Origin of the sequence: Streptomyces sp. TLI_171, from assembly GCF_003610255.1 — a bacterium.
GTDB lineage: Bacteria > Actinomycetota > Actinomycetes > Streptomycetales > Streptomycetaceae > Kitasatospora.
The window spans coordinates 866,202-883,061 of sequence record NZ_RAPS01000001.1; the positions used below are offsets into that span (position 1 = coordinate 866,202).

At 74.7% G+C, this 16,860-nt stretch carries 11 protein-coding genes; 1 reads left to right on the forward strand and 10 read right to left on the reverse strand.

The window, feature by feature from the left end; translation table 11 throughout:
* Positions 1-15 precede the first annotated feature (15 nt).
* The 9 genes from BX266_RS04005 to BX266_RS04045 all read right to left on the reverse strand — a co-directional run bounded on the left by BX266_RS04005 (position 16) and on the right by BX266_RS04045 (position 14,984).
* Complete coding sequence (locus BX266_RS04005; RefSeq protein WP_099897545.1) at positions 16-1,257, reverse strand: M50 family metallopeptidase; 1,242 nt, start codon at positions 1,255-1,257, stop codon at positions 16-18.
* On the reverse strand, positions 1,254-2,321 hold the full coding sequence (locus BX266_RS04010) for a lantibiotic dehydratase C-terminal domain-containing protein (RefSeq protein ID WP_099897546.1): 1,068 nt from the start codon (positions 2,319-2,321) through the stop codon (positions 1,254-1,256). Before BX266_RS04010 ends, BX266_RS04005 begins: the two co-directional genes overlap by 4 nt.
* Entirely contained in the window at positions 2,314-5,172 is a 2,859-nt protein-coding gene (locus BX266_RS04015) for a lantibiotic dehydratase (protein ID WP_310794768.1), read from the reverse strand. The genes BX266_RS04010 and BX266_RS04015 overlap by 8 nt, the downstream gene beginning before the upstream one ends.
* A 15-nt stretch (positions 5,173-5,187) precedes the next feature.
* Positions 5,188-6,798, reverse strand: coding sequence for a nitroreductase family protein (locus BX266_RS04020; protein ID WP_099897547.1), 1,611 nt, complete (start codon positions 6,796-6,798; stop codon positions 5,188-5,190).
* 65 nt (positions 6,799-6,863) lie between these two features.
* Positions 6,864-8,852: a TOMM precursor leader peptide-binding protein gene (locus BX266_RS04025; protein WP_180290370.1), complete on the reverse strand. Its 1,989-nt coding sequence runs from the start codon at positions 8,850-8,852 to the stop codon at positions 6,864-6,866.
* Positions 8,845-11,076: a TOMM precursor leader peptide-binding protein gene (locus tag BX266_RS04030; RefSeq protein WP_099897548.1), complete on the reverse strand. Its 2,232-nt coding sequence runs from the start codon at positions 11,074-11,076 to the stop codon at positions 8,845-8,847. The genes BX266_RS04025 and BX266_RS04030 overlap by 8 nt, the downstream gene beginning before the upstream one ends.
* Positions 11,077-11,081: 5 nt before the next feature.
* A complete protein-coding gene (locus BX266_RS04035) occupies positions 11,082-12,149 on the reverse strand; it encodes a BTAD domain-containing putative transcriptional regulator (RefSeq protein ID WP_099897549.1) in 1,068 nt (355 codons plus the stop codon).
* A gap of 470 nt (positions 12,150-12,619) precedes the next feature.
* Positions 12,620-13,960: a GH1 family beta-glucosidase gene (locus BX266_RS04040; protein ID WP_099897550.1), complete on the reverse strand. Its 1,341-nt coding sequence runs from the start codon at positions 13,958-13,960 to the stop codon at positions 12,620-12,622.
* 160 nt (positions 13,961-14,120) lie between these two features.
* Positions 14,121-14,984 (reverse strand): acyl-CoA thioester hydrolase/BAAT C-terminal domain-containing protein, encoded by an 864-nt coding sequence (locus BX266_RS04045; RefSeq protein WP_259464529.1) that lies wholly within the window; start codon positions 14,982-14,984, stop codon positions 14,121-14,123.
* Between the two features lie 469 nt (positions 14,985-15,453).
* On the opposite strand from BX266_RS04045, the gene BX266_RS38355 reads away from it, so the two are divergent.
* Positions 15,454-15,615: a hypothetical protein gene (locus tag BX266_RS38355; RefSeq protein WP_180290371.1), complete on the forward strand. Its 162-nt coding sequence runs from the start codon at positions 15,454-15,456 to the stop codon at positions 15,613-15,615.
* Here BX266_RS38355 and BX266_RS04050 read toward each other — a convergent pair.
* On the reverse strand, positions 15,582-16,754 hold the full coding sequence (locus tag BX266_RS04050; protein ID WP_099897551.1) for a magnesium and cobalt transport protein CorA: 1,173 nt from the start codon (positions 16,752-16,754) through the stop codon (positions 15,582-15,584). The two genes, BX266_RS38355 and BX266_RS04050, sit on opposite strands and share 34 nt — an antisense overlap.
* Between the last annotated feature and the right edge of the window lie 106 nt (positions 16,755-16,860).

Sequence of the window (16,860 nt, forward strand, 5' to 3'; positions counted from 1 at the left end):
TCGGACCTGCCGTCATCACGTCACCTGCTCGCTGTGCTTGCCCGACTCGCCGACCTGCCGGGCCCGGTGGGCCCGCAGCGCCTGCCCGGCCGCCCACAGCACCAGGGCCGCCAGCGCCGCCGCCACCGGCAGCCACCCGGCGGCGGCGCCGTACCGGTGCGCCAACAGCCCGCCGAGGGCGGCGAACAGGGCCGCGGTCAGGACGGCGCAGCCGAGCGCGTAGCCGCCGTAGGCGAGCCGCAGCCCGGGCGGATAGCCGCGCAGCGGCGCGCTGTCGCGGCGCACGGCCGATCGGGCCAGCAGGACCGTGAACCGGCGGCTCTCGGTGGCCAGTTGGAGGCAGTCCAAGGCGTAGCCGAGCGCTTTGTACCCGTCCAGCGGGGGCAGCGGCAGCAGGTTGCCGAGCGCGACCGCGGTGCCGAGCAGCAGCAGGGCGCCGAGGAACGGCCGGGCCTGGGCGTGGTCGGGCAGCAGCAGCCAGGCGGGGTAGAACGGCAGCAGGAAGGCGAGGTTCATCACCGCCCCGGCCAGCGCGGTGGCGATCTGCTCGCGGCGGCGGCGGAAGAACCGGACGTTCTCCACCTCGCAGTACAGGTAGGTCATCGGCAGCCGCCAGCGCAGTCCGATCTCCCGGACCTGCCCGCCGAAGGCCCGGCCGACCAGCCCGTGGGCGAGCTCGTGCAGGGCGAGGCTGGTCCACAGCAGGGTGCCGACGGCGAGCAGCGCCACCGGGTTCTCCGCCAGCCGCGCGGTCTCGCCCAGCAGGGTGCGGGCGTTGACGGCGACTCCGGCCAGCAGCGCCGTCACCAGCACCAGCAGCGGCGCGAGCACGCTGCGGCGGCGGGCGAAGCCGGTGGCCCGGTGCATCCGGTCCAGCAGGGCGGGCGCGTCGGCGACCAGCTTGACCCGGCCGGACAGCGCGGAGGACCGGGCGGGCGGGGCGGCCTGCGGCGGCTCCGGGGCCGGCGCGTGGTCGAGCAGCCCGCGGGCGTAGAGCAGGCCGAGGAGCTGCTGCCACTGCGGCTCGCCGAGCCGGGCCCGGAAGCGGACGGCGTACTGCTCGCCGACCTCCGCCAGCGAACGGGTGCCGTCCAGCCGGGCGATGATGAAGTGCTCCTTCGGCCCGAGCTCCAACTGCCGTCCGCCGACCGGGTCCCAGACCAGGTGGACTTCCGCGGCGCCGCGCCGCAGCGGCCGGGCGAGCCGCAGCTCGGGGCGGACCTTCGGCTGCAGGGCGAGGAGTTGACGGCCGCTCACGACGCCGCCGCCGGCTGCGGCTCGCGCAGGGCGCGGGCCAGGATGTACGACAGGAACGCCTCGTCGCGGACGGTCACCGACAGCCGGTTGTTGGTCATGTGCGCGTACGGGAACAGCAGCATCGGCAGCGCCTGCGCCGGGTCGGTGACCACCAGGTCGCGTTCGCCGTCCCAGGAACGGAAGACCAGCTCGCCGCGGCGGGCCGCTGCCGCGGCCCGGTCGCGCAGCTGCAGGCAGTGCTCGGCCCAGCCGCGCAGCACGGTGGGCAGCCGCTCCGGGGTCTGCCCGGCGACCGCCGCCCGGATCGCCCGGAACCGGGCCGGCAGCGCCTCGCCCATGCTGGCGTAGGCACGGTCGTAGCCCTGCTGCGCGGTGAAGTTGGTGCCCTCGAACGCCCCGTTCCAGAACGCGTGGTAGCGGTCGAGGAAGGCCAGCAGGTCGTCCTCCTCCGGCAGGAAGCAGGAGGCCATGGTCAGCATCAGCTGCGCGCCGAGGCCCAGCACCACGGTGCGCAGGTGCAGGTTCATGGTGCGGGTGGCCTCCACCACCAGGTCGCTGGAGTGCTGGAAGTGCCACTCGGCGAGTTCGATCCCGGCGGGCCCGCCGTACTTGCCGTACTCGGGCTCGTACGGTTCGAGGCTGAAGGTGTTGTTCTCGCGCAGCCTCATCCGGCCGTCCGGGCCGAGCAGGCGCTCGCGTTCCTCCTCGCGGTACTCCAGCTCGAACATGGTGTTGTACAGCTCGGCGAAGAAGCTGTCCTTCACCTCGTACAGCGCCGGGCGGCGGCGCAGGAACTCCGCCACGGCCGCCTCGGCCCGCTCCCGCACCTCGGCGGCCGCCCCCGCGCCGGCGGGTCGCAGCCGCAGCCGCAGGTGCGGGCCCTCCAGCCAGTAGTTGATGAAGAAGTACCCGGCGAGCAGGCCCTCGTCGGTCAGCTCGGCGACCAGCGGGCGGACGCACTGCAGCAGCAGCGGGCGCGGGCTGGCGGCGTAGAAGACGTGCAGCGCGAGCCAGTCGCCCGGGGCGGCCCCGGGGGCGCTGGGGGGTGTGGTCGGATCAGTCATGGTTCGGCTCTCCTTGCCGCGGCTCGGGCGCGGCGGCTTCCGCGCGGGGCGTCGACTCCGGTTCGGGCGCGGCGGCCCGCGGGCCGGGCAGGACTTCCAGGGCCAGTTCGGCGACGTGGCGCCCCTGGTCGGAGCGCACGTGCAGCAGTTCCTCGCCCGGCAGCATCTCCTCCAGCACCAGCCGCCCGGCGCCGCCGGCCAGCAGCCCGTCCAGCGCCGTCAGCGACAGCGGGCTGGCGAAGTCCACGTACTGCGGCTTCGCCGCGCCGAGCGCCGCCACGCCCTCCGGGTGCGCGCGGGCGAACACCCGCACGGGCAGGGCGTGCCGGCGACGCCAGCGCTGCCACTCCAGGTACCGCTCCGACTCGCCCGCGCCCGGCGGGAACCGGGGCAGCGCGTCGGCTGCCGCGGTCCAGCTGCGCCGGTGCAGCACCAGGCTGCCGTACCGGACCCGGGGACGCCGGGTCACCCCGTGCGACGCCGCGCCGGTCGGCACCCCGCGCCACAGCTCGGGCGTGACCCGCGAGGTCGGCGAGAACAGCAGCAGGCTGCGCGGGATCTCCGGCAGCACCATCGGCACCAGGTAGCCGAGGTAGACCGGGATCACCTCCGCGCCGAGCCGCCGCGAGCGCAGCACCAGCCGGTCGGCGTCCGGATCGTGCTCCACGTACAGGTCGTCGAGGTGGATCTGCGCGTCCTCGGGCGCGGTGCTGGTCTCGCCCGGGCAGACCAACTCGTAGTCGGTGAGCCGGGCGTGCAGGTTCAGGTTGGTGGTCGCCGCGCCCGCGGTGACCTCCGCGAGCACCGCCCCCGGCGGCGTCACCTCGCGCAGCGTGCCGCCGAGCGCGGCCGACAGGCCGCCGCCCTCGCCGCTGCCTTCGCCCGACTCGAAGCAGTGCGTGAACCGGGTGAACGGGAAGCACAGGCCGCCGTAGGAGTGGTTGAGCACCACCCGCGGATCGTCGGCCGCCGGAGAGAGCTGGACGAAGTGGCTGTGCGGTGCGAACGTGCCGCCCAGCGCGCCGAGTTCGGTCGCCACGGCCGCCAGGTCGGCCTCGGTGATGGCCAACTCCTCGACTTCCCGGGGCAGTTCCTCCCACCGCAGGCGCATCCGGCGGACCAGTTCGGCGCGGGCCCGGTCCAGGGCGGTGATCTCCGGCAGGCCGAGCCAGTTCTCCTCCGGCGGGTACGCCCCGTGCTCGACCTTCGCCGACTTGGTGGCGGTGAACTGCAAGTACTGGTTGAAGATGTCCTCGTGGAAGTCGTGCACCAGCTGCAGCAGGTCCTCGCTGCGCCCGCCGCGACCGTGCCGCGCCAGGAAGAACCCCTTCAGCGTCAGCCGTTGGGCCAGGCCGAGGTCGAACACCGGCAGCATGCGGCCCAGCTCCGCCAGCGGCTCTGCCGCCAGCTCGGCCCACAGCCCTGCATCGGCCCGCACCTCGCCCGCGTCCACGTCCTCGTACAGCAAGGTCTGCGGCAGCACCGCCTGCTGCTCGCCCAACTCGTTTTGTACGGCCAACAGTTCGACCCGGACCTCGGCCAGCAGTGCCCGCCTGGTGCGGACGTCCCCGGCGGCGTAGCGGTCGAGCGCGGCGATCGGCGCGGCGAGACGGTCGGCGACCGCCTCCGCCCACGGGCGCTCCAGCGAGCGCAGCGCCGAGCGGAACGCGCGCAGCGGATCGCCGGTGTGCACATCGGTGGCCAGCAGCGGAAGTTGCAGGATGCCGACCTCCAGCAGGGCCTCCAGGTAGCGTTCGGCGTCCTCCGGACCGGAGTCGAGCTCGGCCGCGAGTGCGGCCGCGAGTTCGCCGAAGCGGATCAGCGGCCGCCGCCGGAACAGCTCCAGCAGGTGCTCCAGCACCCCGCTCAGGCGGAGGAAGAACAGCCGGTCCCGCGCCGCGTCGAAACTCACCGCCGCACCGACGTCCCCGGCCGTCACCGACCGCCGCACATACCGGACCCGGTCCTCGGTCAGCTCCATCCCGGACGCGGGCGCCACCGGCAGATCCCCGCGCCGCACCGGGTCCCGCGCCACCAGCTCCGCCAGCCGCGCCAACACCACCACGTTCAGCCGCGGATGGCTCCCCCGCCCCGCCCCCAACCGCACCCCGGCCCCGTCCAGTGCCCCCGCACCCTCCAGCCCGCGCTCTTCCCGGTTCGAACCCGCCGCAGGCGAGAAGGTTCCGACGGCGACCGGGGTGAACGTGCTGAAGGGGCTGGTCTTGCAGGCGGTGCGGTAGAGGTAGGCGAGCAGGGACCGTTCGGCCTTGCGGGTGCGCTTGTCCGGGGTGGCGGTCGGGGCGGCGAGGCCGTCGAGGCGGGCTTCCAGGGACGGGGCGGCGAGCAGGAGGCCGAGTCGCAGCTCGTCCAGACCGGCCAGCCGGCGCAACTCGCCCCGCGTGCGAACGAGTTCGCGTTCGAAGGCGGGCAGCCCGGTCTCCTGGAGCTGGGCCAGCCGGCGGCGGGCGGGCAGCCACTGGGCGAGCAGTTCGCCGGTCGCGGGGTCCAGCCGGCCGACCAGTTCGAGCGCGGCGGCCGGCCGCTCGGGCAGCCGGTTGTTGAACACCCGCCGCCGCAGGTACAGCACCAGGCGGCGCTGTTCGGCGTCCTCGGCGAGCTTCACCAGGGCGGAGAGCGGTTCGCTGAGCCGCGCACCGAGGTCGGCGAGCCGTTCCTCCTCCGCGATCAACTCCTCAGCCCAGTCGAAGACTTCGTCCGACCGCAGGCCGTGCACGGCCTCGACGGGCAGCCCGCCGGCGCGCAGCATGAAGCGCGGCCCGAGCACCTGCCGTGATCGCCCGCCGTTGGGCGCCGCACCCTCGGGGGGCGCGGTGAACTCCGTGGTGGTCACTGTCTCTTCCGCCCCTCAGACGATCGCGTGGTCGAAGTCGGCGGGGCTGCGGTGCTCCTGGCCGACCATCATGATCAGCAGCGGCAGCTCTTCGCCGTCGGCGAGGCCGAGGTGCTCGGTGTAGGACACGGAGTCGAACCCGAGGGCGACGCCGCAGGCCAGGCCGAGCGCGGGGGCCGCGGTGTAGAGGGCCTGCGAGCTCGCGCCGACGGCGGCGTTGACCAGGCGCAGGCCCCGGTCGCCGACGGCGTCCAGCACGGCGGGGGTGGGTGCGCTGACCAGGATCACCGCCCCCGCCTGCTCCAGGTTGTAGTTGTCCAGGAAGTAGTTCCGTTGCAGGAACCAGCCGTGCGGTCCGGGCCGCACCGGCCGCAGCACCCGTTCGGCCGGCTCGTAGGCGTAGGCCCCGGCCGGCACGTCCGCGACGTGGTTGACGAAGACGTGCAGCCTGGTCAACGAGTACTCGTCCGGTCCTTCCTGGCAGCCCGTCAGTCGGCCGGCCGTCGCGGCGGCGGCGAGCACCCCCGCGAGCTGCGCGGCGCTCATCGGCGGCCGCCCGCTGAACCGCCCGAAGCTGCTGCGCCTGGCCCGCAGTGCCGCCCGGGCACCGAGGGCCGGCTGCTCGGCCGCCGGCAGCACGATCGGCTCGCCGACCGGCTCGGCGGGCTCGGAGGCCGCCCGCAGGCGCGCCCAGGCCGTGTCGAGCGCCGCGTCCAGCACCCCCGGGGCGGGACGTTCGGCGGCGCCGTCCAGCGTCGCCCGGTGGATGCGCCGGACGGTGTCGAAGGAGAGCACCGTCCGCGACCGCTCCTGGTCGACGGCCCGGACCTGTGCCCCGGTCGGCTCGGTCGACTGCGCCGCGTCCGGTCCGCCCGCCCAGCGCAGCGGGACGACCGCGAACACGCCTTCCTCGTCCGGCTCCAGACCGAGCAGGCGGCCGAGCCGCTCCTCGTCGAACCAGAGCGCCGCGCCGAGGCGCAGGCCCTGCGCGGCGGCCCAGATCCGCCAGGTCTCCAGCAGCGCGCCGATGTCCATGGTGACGACGTGGTAGGCGAAGCTGTTGTACTTGAAGGCGTTCTGCCAGAACTTGACGGTCAGCACCAGGAACTGGTCGCAGTCCGCGGCGAGCCCGCCGAGCGCGGCCCGGACGTCGGGGGTCACGTCGCCGGTCAGCAGCCGCCGCATCGCGTGGTGCGGGGTGGCGTAGTGGTGGACCCCGGGGGTGAGCGGGCCGCTGGGTCCGCTGACCCAGTGGATGCCGATGGGGTACAGGCCGCCGCCCGAGGCGGTGCCGCGGGAGAAGTTGGCGTGCGGGTAGCGGGGCAGCGTGCCGAGGTCGGAGTTGGCCTGCACGCCGAGCCGACGGCCCGTCAGTCCGTAGGAGTCCCTGAGCATCCCGCCGAGCAGCGGCAGCGTGAAGCCGTCCTCGCCGGCCGGGCCGAACAGGCCGCGCTCGATCCCGCCCGGCGGGTCGGGCGGGCAGTCGGGCAGCGGGAAGTGCGGGGCGGCGGGGTAGTACTTGTCCTTCCTGGGGCGGTCGGCCCAGTCGGGTACGAAGTCGGCGGGCTCCATCGGGACCCGGCCCCGCCACAGCACCGCGGACGCGTACTCGCGGGCGTAGCCCATGATCGTTCCTCTCTCGTACGCCTGCGGCCGACCGGCGGTCGCCGGTGCGCAGGTGGGGGCGGGGCTCAGGGGAAGGGGTGCGGGGCGGGGTTGAGCTGGTCCGCCCGCAGGTCGTGCTCGCGCAGACCGGCCGCGCGCGGCGCGGTCCGCAACCGGGGCATGGTCAGCGCCCGTTGGCGCTGCCAGCCGAAGTCGATCGGCAGCAGGCCGGGGACCAGCACCGAGGCGGTGTGCAGGCCGGAGGCGCGCTGCTCGGGCATGGTCTGGTCGACCACGACGACGTCGAAGCCGGCCGCGGCGACCGCGTCGACGCACCGCCGCAGGTCCTCGCGCAGGTCCGCGGAGGGCGCGATCGACCCCTCGGCGAGCCGCCGCGGGGGCGCCGCCGCACCGCCCTTGCCGGTGCCGCTGCCACCGCCGTTGCCGTCGAGCAGGAAGTCGGCGTACCGCGCCATCTCGGGCAGCCCGTACACCAGCGGGTGGTCGTGCAGGACCCGCACCTGGTCGAAGTCCGCGGCCATCGCGCGCAGCCTGCGTTCCTCGCGGGCGGTGCGGCTGCGCAGGTTGACGGCGTCGGTGGCGATCTCGCACAGGCCGGCCCAGAGTGCCGCCTCCGGGTCGAGGCTCGCGCCCGCGCCGAAGCAGAGCCGGCCGGGACCGCCGTCGATCCGTTCGGCGACGGCGGTGACCACCGGGATCGGGAAGGTGATCCGGGTGTCGAAGAACCGCGCCCGGTAGCCGTACATCTCCAGCCGGTCCACCATCGCCCGGGTCTGCGGCCGGCTGCTCGCCCGGCCGTCCAGTTCCGGCAGCGCGAGGCGGCCGTACCAGGCGAGCAGGAAGGCGTCCCGCTCCACGGCCTCCATCAGCCCGAAGTAGATCGCCTCCTCCAGGCAGCCGCCGGAGGCGCAGCCGTTCGAGCTCTCCTGGACGAAGCGGTTCTCGACGCCACCGGGCGCGTGGTAGTACGCCAGGATCTCCGGTACCAGCAGCGGGCGTTGGTCACGCAGCGACCAGCCCCACACCCAGGGGATCGGCCGCCCGGGGTCGAACGGGCGGATCCCGCTGACCCGGTGGAACTCGTCCGAGTAGAGCCCGCTGACCCGCGGGTCGAGCGCCTGCTCCCCGAGCTCGTCGAAGGCCGCGACCACGGTGGTCCGCTTGCCGCGGGCCCGCATCCCGGCGAACCGCTCCAGTCCTTCCAGCAGACCGACCTCGGTGCTGGCCCGGTAGTCGGGGGTGTGGCCGCCCCAGAAGCACTCGCGCAGGTAGTCCCCGGAGCGCATGGTGAAGCAGCCGACGGTCGAGGAGGTGGACGCGGACACCAGGTCGGGCACCACGGAGGGGCCGAGCATCCCGGCGACCGGGTTGACGAACGCGGGCAGCGACAGCCCGTACTCCTGCACGGCGCGCAGCCGGAAGTCGTCGGGCGCGCGCTTCGGACGGCTGGTCAGCTCGATCCGGGCGGCCTCCGCACTGTCCTGCGTGCGGTGGTCGCAGTGCGGGCACTCCGCGTCCGGCAGCAATGGGAAACCGCTGACCCGCAGCGTCTCCAGGTCCAGCAGGTGCACCACGGGCAGCCGCTGCTCGCCCTGCACCACGCCGGGCCGTCGCTCCGCGCGCGCCGACAGCAGCGCAGCCAGCGCATCGGTGAGGAACGGCACCGCCCACGGCGGACGGCCGACCGCGCTGGTGCCGGAGCCCAGTTCCAGCGCGTCCCGCAACTGTCCGGACCGGACGGCCTGCCAGCGCCGGGCCAGGCAGCGCGGGCACGGCGAGCCCTCACCCCCGACCGCCTCCGGGCCGACCACCGCGTGGTGCCCGTACACGTGCACCGCCACCGACCGCCCGGAGCCTCCCCCGGCGTCCCCGCCCACGGCGAGTTCGTCGCGGGCGCCGAGCATGGACAGCGCGACGGCCCCGGCCCGACGCTCCGTCAACTCGTCGGCGAGCTCGGCGAAGAACTCCCCCCACGGACCGCCGTACGCCACCTGTGCCACCTGCACCCCCGCGCCACCGGTGGCCGGCGCGCGGGTCAGGAGGTCCTCAGGCATCCGAAGTCCCGTCGGTGAGCAGCACCTTGACCACCTCGATCCGACCGGCCCGCAGGTCGGCCGAGCCGGCGGGAGCCAGCAGGACGTCGCGCCCGGCGGCGCGGAGCCGGTCCAGCACCTGCGGCCAGTCGAGGTCCTCGCCGAGCCCGGCGCCGTCCTCGCCGGCGGGCGCCAGCACGGCCGGGTCCAGCTCGCCGAGCAGCGGGTCGCCCGGGTCGACAACCTCCGCCGCGCTCTCCCCCAGGGCGGGGTCGCGGTCCAGTTGCACCGCGCCGAGCAGGTCCCGGACCGCCTCCAGCAGCGCGTCCCGCAGGCCGAGGCCGCTGCCGAGCGACCAGCGCCGCTGTCCCGTCGCGGGGTCGGCGGCCCGGGCCAGCACCACGGGCAGCGGCTCGTCGGTGCCCCCGAGGCGCAGCAACTCCAGCTCCAGGCCGTGGTTCTGGGCCGATCGGGCCAGGAAGGTCAGCTGCACGTCCTGCTGCAGCAGCTCCAGCGGGACGGCGCGCGGCGCCATTTCGCCGCGCAGGGCCCGGCGCAGGGCGTCGTGGCCGAGCGCGGTGCGCAGGCCGCGCGCGACCGCCTCGGCCGGCGTGCCGCCGGCACCGGTGCCGGCCGAGGTGGCTTCGAAGGCGCGGTCGCCGTTGTCGGGGCCGAAGGTGCGCAGCGCGGCGGTCGGGACCAGCGTCCGCCGGCCCGTCAGCAGCGAGGTCGCCGGGCTCCAGGCGCGGACGGCGCCCGCCGGGACGCCGCTGGCGGTGCTCAGCAACTCCGGCCGCACCCTGGCGAGTTCGGTGTCACCGGTGCTCCGCTCCGCCGGGACGACGTGCTCGGCGTAGACCTCGGCGGCCCGGTAGAGGGCGCGCAGCCGCGCCCCGGCGACGTGGTGCACGTCGGCCGCGGAGATCTCCCGCCGCCGGCCGGGGGCCAGGGTCAGCGTGACGGTGCCGACCTTCAGCGGGGTCTGCCGCCAGGCGTCGTCGGCGTAGCCGGCGAACACCCCGGCGTGCGGGCCGACCAGGACGGCGCGGTCCTCCAGTTCGGCCAGCGCCGCCTCGGACACGCCTTCCTCGCCCAGCCGGTCCAGCTCGTCCCCGGTGCTGCCCGTCGCCGCCAGGTCCGCGACGGCGAGGTCGGCCCAGGCCGTCCCGGCGACGCTCTCCCCCGCGGTGCAGCGCGGGCAGTGCGGGTGCGGGAGCAGCGGCTCGCCGATCACGTCCAGCGAGTCGAGGTCCTGCACCAGCAGCCGTCCGTCGGTCTCGGCGGGCAGCGCGCCGCTGATCAGGCGGAAGACCTCGTAGCCGAGCAGGTTGCCGAGCATCGCGGCGAGCGGACCGCGCGGTGCGCGGCCGCCGGGGGTGAGCGGGGCGGGCGTGGCGAGGGCGCTCCACAGCTCGGCCGCGTCGCCGGGGTGGGCGGAGGCGCCGAGACGCAGTGCCGCGCACAGCCAGCAGCCGGTGCGGTCGGCGGACATCAGCGGGCCGATCACCGCGCTGCCGCCGATGGTCCAGGCGGGCAGCAGCAGTCGCCCGGCCGGGATCCCGGCGTCCAGCAGCCGGCCGACCTGCCGGGTCGCGGCCGGGCCGGTGACCAGCACCACGTCGTAGCCGTCGAGTTCGGCCCAGCCGGGGCCGGGCCGGTCGGCCGGCAGGGTGGCGACGGCCACCGGGCAGCCGGCCTTCGCCAGCGCCGCGACCTCGGCCTCGACCTCGGCGAACCCGGGCGCGGCGGTCAGGCCGGGCAGCACGCCGATCGCGGCGCAGCCGTTGCGGACCAGGCTGAGCGCGCTCCAGCGGGCGAGCTCGTCCTCGCCGAGGACGGCGACCCGGGTCTCCCGGAAGCGGTGGAAGCGCTCCTCGGCGCCGCCGGTGTAGTGGTCGATGTACTCGACCTGCGGGCCGAAGCGGGCGGCGACCTCGGCCGTGAGCAGCGGCGGCCCCGCGGGGGCGGGCCCGGCGTCGCGGGCGAAGCCGCGGCTGTACAGCGTGCCGACCAGTTCGGCGAGCATGCTGCGGTGGTGCTCACCGAATCCCTGGCTGATCTCGGCGACCGTGTGCTGCCCGTTCAGGTGCGGCACGATCAGCGAGGCGAAGCGGTAGCCGTCCTTCGCCGTCAGGCCGAAGCCGCCGTGGGCGTTGTGGAACAGCACCCCCTCGGGGGTCCGGGTGTACAGCACGTCGCGGCGGATCCGTGGACGGCTGTCGGCGATCTCCTCGTACGGGGCCATGTCCCTCACACCTCAGTGGTACGCAACGGCGCGGCTGACTGCCGCACGGACGGGATCTGATCGGCGCCGGCCGCGGGTACGGCCCTCGCCGGGAGCGGCTGTTTTGACGGGTTGGCCCAACTGCCGCCCGCCGCACGGGTGAAGGCGCTGAGCAGCTCGTGCACCTGGTAGCGGCCGCCGGGGCCCTGGCGCAGCAGTCCGGCCTGCACCAGGCCCGCCAGGACGACTTCGCCGGTGGCGGATCCGGTCATCGCCGCCCCGGTCGCGACGGCGGGTGGGGCGGGCGGCCCCAGCGGGGCCGGTGATTCGCCGCGCAGGACGGCGAGTTCGAGGTGTTGCAGGGCGGGGCCGGGTTCGACGCCGAGCTCCTCGCGCAGGTAGGCGCGGACCCGGCGGTACTCGGCGAGCGCGTCGGCGCGGCGGCCGGTCCGGTGCAGCGCCTCGATCAGCTGCTCCCAGAACCGTTCGTGTGCGGGGTGCGATCTGGCCAACGGCCAGAGCTCGGACAGGACTTCGCGACATCGGCCGAGCGCCAGCTCGATGTCGTAGACCCGCTCGACGGTCCGCAGCCACTCCTCCGCCAGCCGCGGCACCTCCTCGCGGTGCAGCACGTCGGAGTGCACGTTGCCGAGCAGTGCGGGCTGCCAGAGCGCCAACGCGGAGCGCAGCAGTGCCAGTTCGGCTGCCGGGTCGGCGGCGCGGTCGGCCCGGCCGAGCAGCTCGCGGAACTCCAGCAGGTCGAGGGTGCGGGCGTCGACGGCCATCCGGTAGCCGCCGGGCAGCGCCTCGATGGTGCTGCCGGAGATCCCGTACTTGGCGAACAGCCGTCGCAGCCGCAGCACGCAGGAGTGCAGGGCCGCCTTGGCCGTCGCGGGGACCTCCTCGCCCCAGATCGCCCGCTGGAGCGACTCCACCGGCACCACGGCGTTGGGGCGCGTCAGCAGCGCCGCCAACAGCGAGGCCGGCTTGGACGGTTGGAGTACCGCCGTCTCCCGGCGGTCTGCGATGGCCAGCAGGCCGAGCACGGTGAACCTGGTCCCGCCGCCCGGTCCGGGATCCACTGCCGCGCCCATCCCGACCTCCTCCGACCACCCGCGTCCGGGCACGCCGAAGGCACACCCCGTGGTACGCGTCACCCCGTCCCGAACGGTCCGCGGCGGGGCGCCGCACCTGCTCGGCGCGCCCGCCCGCCGGCACCGCCCGGGCTTGACAGGGTCAGACCGTAGGAGCTGACGATCCGTCACGTCAACGGCTCTGTTGGGGAGTTGAGCGGGTCCTACTTGACTTTCACTCAATCACGTCCCATTGCAAGGCCATTCGGAGAATTCCAGCAACCATCCACATGACACACCGCCGACAAGTCCCGTCCGCCGGCCGCCCGATCACCCGCCCGGCCCACGTCGGACGGCACCTCGCGCTCCCCGCTCCGCCGCTGCCCGGCCATTTCTCCGCAACCTCCGCCCGACCGGTCAAAAGGGGCGCCCGAGCGAACTCCGACCGCTTCCTCCATGCGCAGAAATGGCCGCCGGTCTGCTTTCCGGGCTCAGCGCGTCGCGGCCGCCGCCCGCTGGGCGGCGATCAGGTCCCGGTACCAGGCGTAGGAGGCCTTCGGGGTGCGCCGCTGCGTCTCGAAGTCCACGTGGACCAGGCCGAAGCGCTGGCTGTAGCCCTCGGCCCATTCGAAGTTGTCGAGCAGCGACCAGGTGTAGTAGCCACGGACGTCGATGCCGTCCGCGGCGGCGCGGGCCAGCGCGTCGAGGTGACCGGCCAGGTAGTCGATCCGGAAGGCGTCGTCGAGGGTGTCGTCCGTGGAGCAGCCGTTCTCGGTGACGGTGATCGGGGGCAGCGCGTGGCCGTACCGGTCGCGGAGGGTCAGCAGCAGTTCGTGCAGGCCGGCGGGGACGACGGGCCAGCCGAAGTGGGTGCGGGGGACGCCTTCGACGGGGGCCTCGGCGAACGGCAGGCCGGGGTCGGTGGGCGCGGCGATCCGGGTCGGGTTGTAGTAGTTGACGCCCAGTCCGTCCAGGCCGGGCCCGGCGATCAGTTCGAGGTCGCCCTCGCGGACCGAGCCGCACAGGTCGGGGCCGACCCCGTAGGCGCCGAGGTCCGGGTAGCGGCCGAGCAGCAGCGGATCGGTGAACAGCCGGTTGTGCAGCGCGTCGTACGCCTCGGCGGCGGCCACGTCCTCGGGGGCCTCGCTCGCGGCCCGGACGGGCGTCAGGTTGTTGGCGATCAGGACGTCCAGGCCGCGGGCGCGCAGTTCGGCGGCCGCCAGGCCGTGGCCGAGGAGCTGGTGGTGGGCGGCGGGCAGCGCGTCCAGCATCAGGGCCCGTCCGGGGGCGTGGATGCCGAGCGCGTAGCCGTACACCATGTGCACGAACGGCTCGTTGAGGGTGATCCAGGCCGGCAGCCGGTCGCCGAGGCGGTCGGCCGCCGCCGCCGCGAACTCGCCGAACCGGTGAGCGGTGTCCCGCTGCAGCCAGCCGCCCTCCTCCTCCAGCGCCTGCGGCAGGTCCCAGTGGAACAGGGTGGGCAGCGGGGTGATGCCGGCCGCCAGCAGGCCGTCCACCAGCCGGTCGTAGAAGTCCAGTCCGGCCCCGTTCACCGGGCCCCGGCCGGCGGGCCGGACGCGCGGCCAGGCGATCGAGAACCGGTACCCGTCGAGGCCCAGTCCGCGCATCAGCTCCACGTCCTCGCCCCAGCGGTGGAAGTGGTCGCAGGCCAGCCGGCCGCTCTCCCCGTTCTTCACCGCGCCGGGCCGCTCGCAGAACGCGTCCCACACCGACCGGCCGCGGCCGTCCTCCTCCACCGCGCCCTCGATCTGGTAAGCGGCGGTGGACACTCCCCAGCGGAATCCGGCGGGCAGGGCGTGGCGGTCCGTCATGGGAAGGTCCTTCCGAGGCCGGGAGCGCGGCAGTGCCGCAGCAAATGCGAGCACCGCTCATGTTATGGAGCCCGGCCGACCCGAATCCAGAGCCCGCCCCGACCAATCCCGCGCCCGGGTGCCCCAGGCCGTCCGGGTCGGCCGGCGGGCCCACGAGCACTCAGGAGGTGCGGCCCGTCAAGAGGTTCACGATCGGCGGCCACGCGGCCTCGCCGAGCAGCCCGTCACCGCGGGCGGTGCCGCCGTACCGGAAGGTCGCGGAGGGCGCGGCCGGGCTCTCACCGGGGAACCGCGGACGGTGGCCGGCGTCGTGCCGGGCGATCAGCCGGACCGGGGTGCCGGCAGCGCGCCGGCGGGCGGCCAACTGCTCGGCGTACCGCAGCGAGGACCACATCTCGTCGTCGCCGCCGGCCACCAGCAACAGGTCGGCCGAGGCCCGCTCGACGGGTATGGCGGCGGCGTCCAGCCGGGCGGCGAAGGTCCGTTCGCTCTGCTCGTACCAGCCGCGCACCGCCACCGGCCCGCCGCCGTCCGGCACGGTCGCCGGCCAGGTCTCGTCCATCGGGACGAACGGCAGCGGCTGCCCCCGCCAGGTCCAGCAGGAGCGGTAGGGGCGTTCCCGGCCGTCGCGGCCCGGGCCCACGTTGCACCAGACCAGCGAGGTCGGCGAGATCGCCACCACCGCGTCGATCCGGGGCTCGCGGACGGCGGTGAGCAGCGCGGCCTCCGCGCCCTTCGAGGTGCCGAGGAGGCCGATCCGCGTCGCGCCCCGGGCCTGCAGCAGGTCGACGGCCGCGACGAACGTCTCCAGCGGGACCTCACAGATGCCGGCGGGCCGGCCGGGTCCGCCGAACCACCGAACGGCCAGCGCCAGCAGGCCCTGCTCGGCCAGCAGCCGAGCCCGTTCCCGCTCCAGCCGGCCGCTCGATCCGGACAGCACCAGCACGCCCGCGCCCGTCCCCGCGGCCGGCTCCATCAGCACCGCCTCCCAGGGGGCCGTCAGCTCGTGCTCGACAACGGTCACGGTGTCTCCTCTCGCAGCGGGCAACCCACAGCACCAGAGGCTATCCGCGCCCCCGCCGGCCCCATCCGGCAGACCCGCACCGCCGCCCCTGCCACGCCCGGCCCGCACCGTCACGAGCTACTGCCCCTGCCGCGCCCGGCCGACGGACCGTCACGGACCGCCCGCACCCGACCGGTCGGTGACCGGTGCCCCTCCGGCCTCCCCGGCCGGGACCATCGGCCCCGGGCCGGCCGGGCCGCGCGGACCGGGCCGGCCTGGCCCGCCTGGTCGCCCTGTGGGCGCCGGCGGCTCGTTCCCCGCACTCGCTGCTGCACCTCCCGCTGTGCGGGCAGCGGCTCCCGTCCGGCCCGTCGCCGACCCCGATGTTCGACGGCGAGCCGGTCACGCTCGACCTGGTGCCGGCCCACCCTTCGCTGCGGCCGACCTCTTCGCCGGGTCGCCGCTTCAACGGGCTGCGGGAGGTGGCGAAGTGCTGGGGCGGGGCGTCGAGTTCGGCGCCCAGGTGGCCGACCAGCGGGGAGACGAGCCGGTGGTGGTGGTCGGCCCGGTCGAAGCGCTGGTGGTCGCGGAAGTCGTGGTGGTGGCGGCGACCGGCGACTACAGCCAGTTGCGCTTCTTGAAGATCAGGTAGAGGCTGACGCAGACCACGCCCATCAGGCCGATGGCGAAGGGGTAGCCGAAGACCCAGTGGAGTTCCGGCATATCTTCGAAGTTCATGCCGTAGACGGTGCCGATGAGGGTGGGGGCGAACAGGATGGCGGCCCAGGAGGAGATCTTCTTGATCTCGTCGTTCTGGGCGTGGCCGGCTTCGGCGAGCTGCTTCATCTCCTCGTTCTGGCGCTGCGAGACCAGGGTGGCGTTGACGGTGAGGATGTTCTGCAGCATCTGGCGGAAGCCGTCGACGCGTTCGGCGGCGTAGGTGGCGTGGTCGGCGACGTCGCGCAGGTAGCGCTGGAGCTCCTCGTCGGTGCCGTACTTCTGGAAGCCGGCTTCGAGGGCGCGGAGGATCTCCAGCAGCGGGCCGGTGGCCCGCTGGAACTCGATGACCTCGCGGGACAGTTCGTAGATGCGGCGGGAGACCTTGGGGTCGCCGCCGAAGACCTCGGTCTCGATCTCGTCGATGTCGTGCTGTAGACCGGCGATGACGGGGGCGTAGCCGTCGACGACGGCGTCGAGGACGGCGTACAGGACGGCTTCGGGGCCGAGGGCGAGCAGTTCGGGGTCGGCTTCGAGACGGCCGCGGACCATCGAGAGGTCCGGGGACTGGGAGTGGCGGACCGTCAGGACGAAGTCGGGGCCGACGAAGAGGTGGATCTCGCCGAAGTCGACCTCCTCGACGTCGTCGAGGTAGCGGGCGGCGCGCAGCACGACGAAGAGGGTGTCCCCGTAGCGCTCCAGCTTGGGGCGCTGGTGGGCGACGATGGCGTCCTCCAGCGCGAGTTCGTGGAGGTCGAACTTCTCTGCGGCTTCGACGAGTTGGGCCTCGGCGGGCCGGTAGAGGCCGATCCAGGCCATGGTGCCGGTCTTGCCGGGGAGGTCGCGGTAGATCTCGGCGAGACTGGTGGGGGTGTCTATCCGGTGGCCGTCGCGGTAGACGGCGGCGTCGACGACGGAGCGTTCCAGCGAGACGGGGGTGAGGTCGGCCGGGTTCTGCTCGGAGCGCGGGTCCATCGAGTGCTCGGGCGCGGTGGTGCGGTCGGCGGGCCGCGCGGCGGCGCGGGTGAACGGTCGCTTGCTCGCGCGCACAGCGCGCACACGCCAGTCGGACATGGCGGTACCTCCACGGGTCTGGGCAGCCGGTGGGAGGGCTGCGGCCCCGGAGGGCCGTCCGCGCACGGGGGCCGCCCGGCGGAACGCGGAGGTTCAGCGGGCGGCG

Bases quoted from the DNA above. Each gene is read 5' to 3' on its own strand.
- BX266_RS04020 (WP_099897547.1), bottom strand. From the start codon at position 6,798: ATGGGCTACGCCCGCGAGTACGCGTCCGCGGTGCTGTGGCGGGGCCGG.
- BX266_RS04035 (WP_099897549.1), bottom strand. From the start codon at position 12,149: ATGGGCGCGGCAGTGGATCCCGGACCGGGCGGCGGGACCAGGTTCACC.
- BX266_RS04030 (WP_099897548.1), bottom strand. From the start codon at position 11,076: ATGGCCCCGTACGAGGAGATCGCCGACAGCCGTCCACGGATCCGCCGC.
- BX266_RS04050 (WP_099897551.1), bottom strand. From the start codon at position 16,754: ATGTCCGACTGGCGTGTGCGCGCTGTGCGCGCGAGCAAGCGACCGTTC.
- BX266_RS04010 (WP_099897546.1), bottom strand. From the start codon at position 2,321: ATGACTGATCCGACCACACCCCCCAGCGCCCCCGGGGCCGCCCCGGGC.
- BX266_RS04025 (WP_180290370.1), bottom strand. From the start codon at position 8,852: ATGCCTGAGGACCTCCTGACCCGCGCGCCGGCCACCGGTGGCGCGGGG.
- BX266_RS04040 (WP_099897550.1), bottom strand. From the start codon at position 13,960: ATGACGGACCGCCACGCCCTGCCCGCCGGATTCCGCTGGGGAGTGTCC.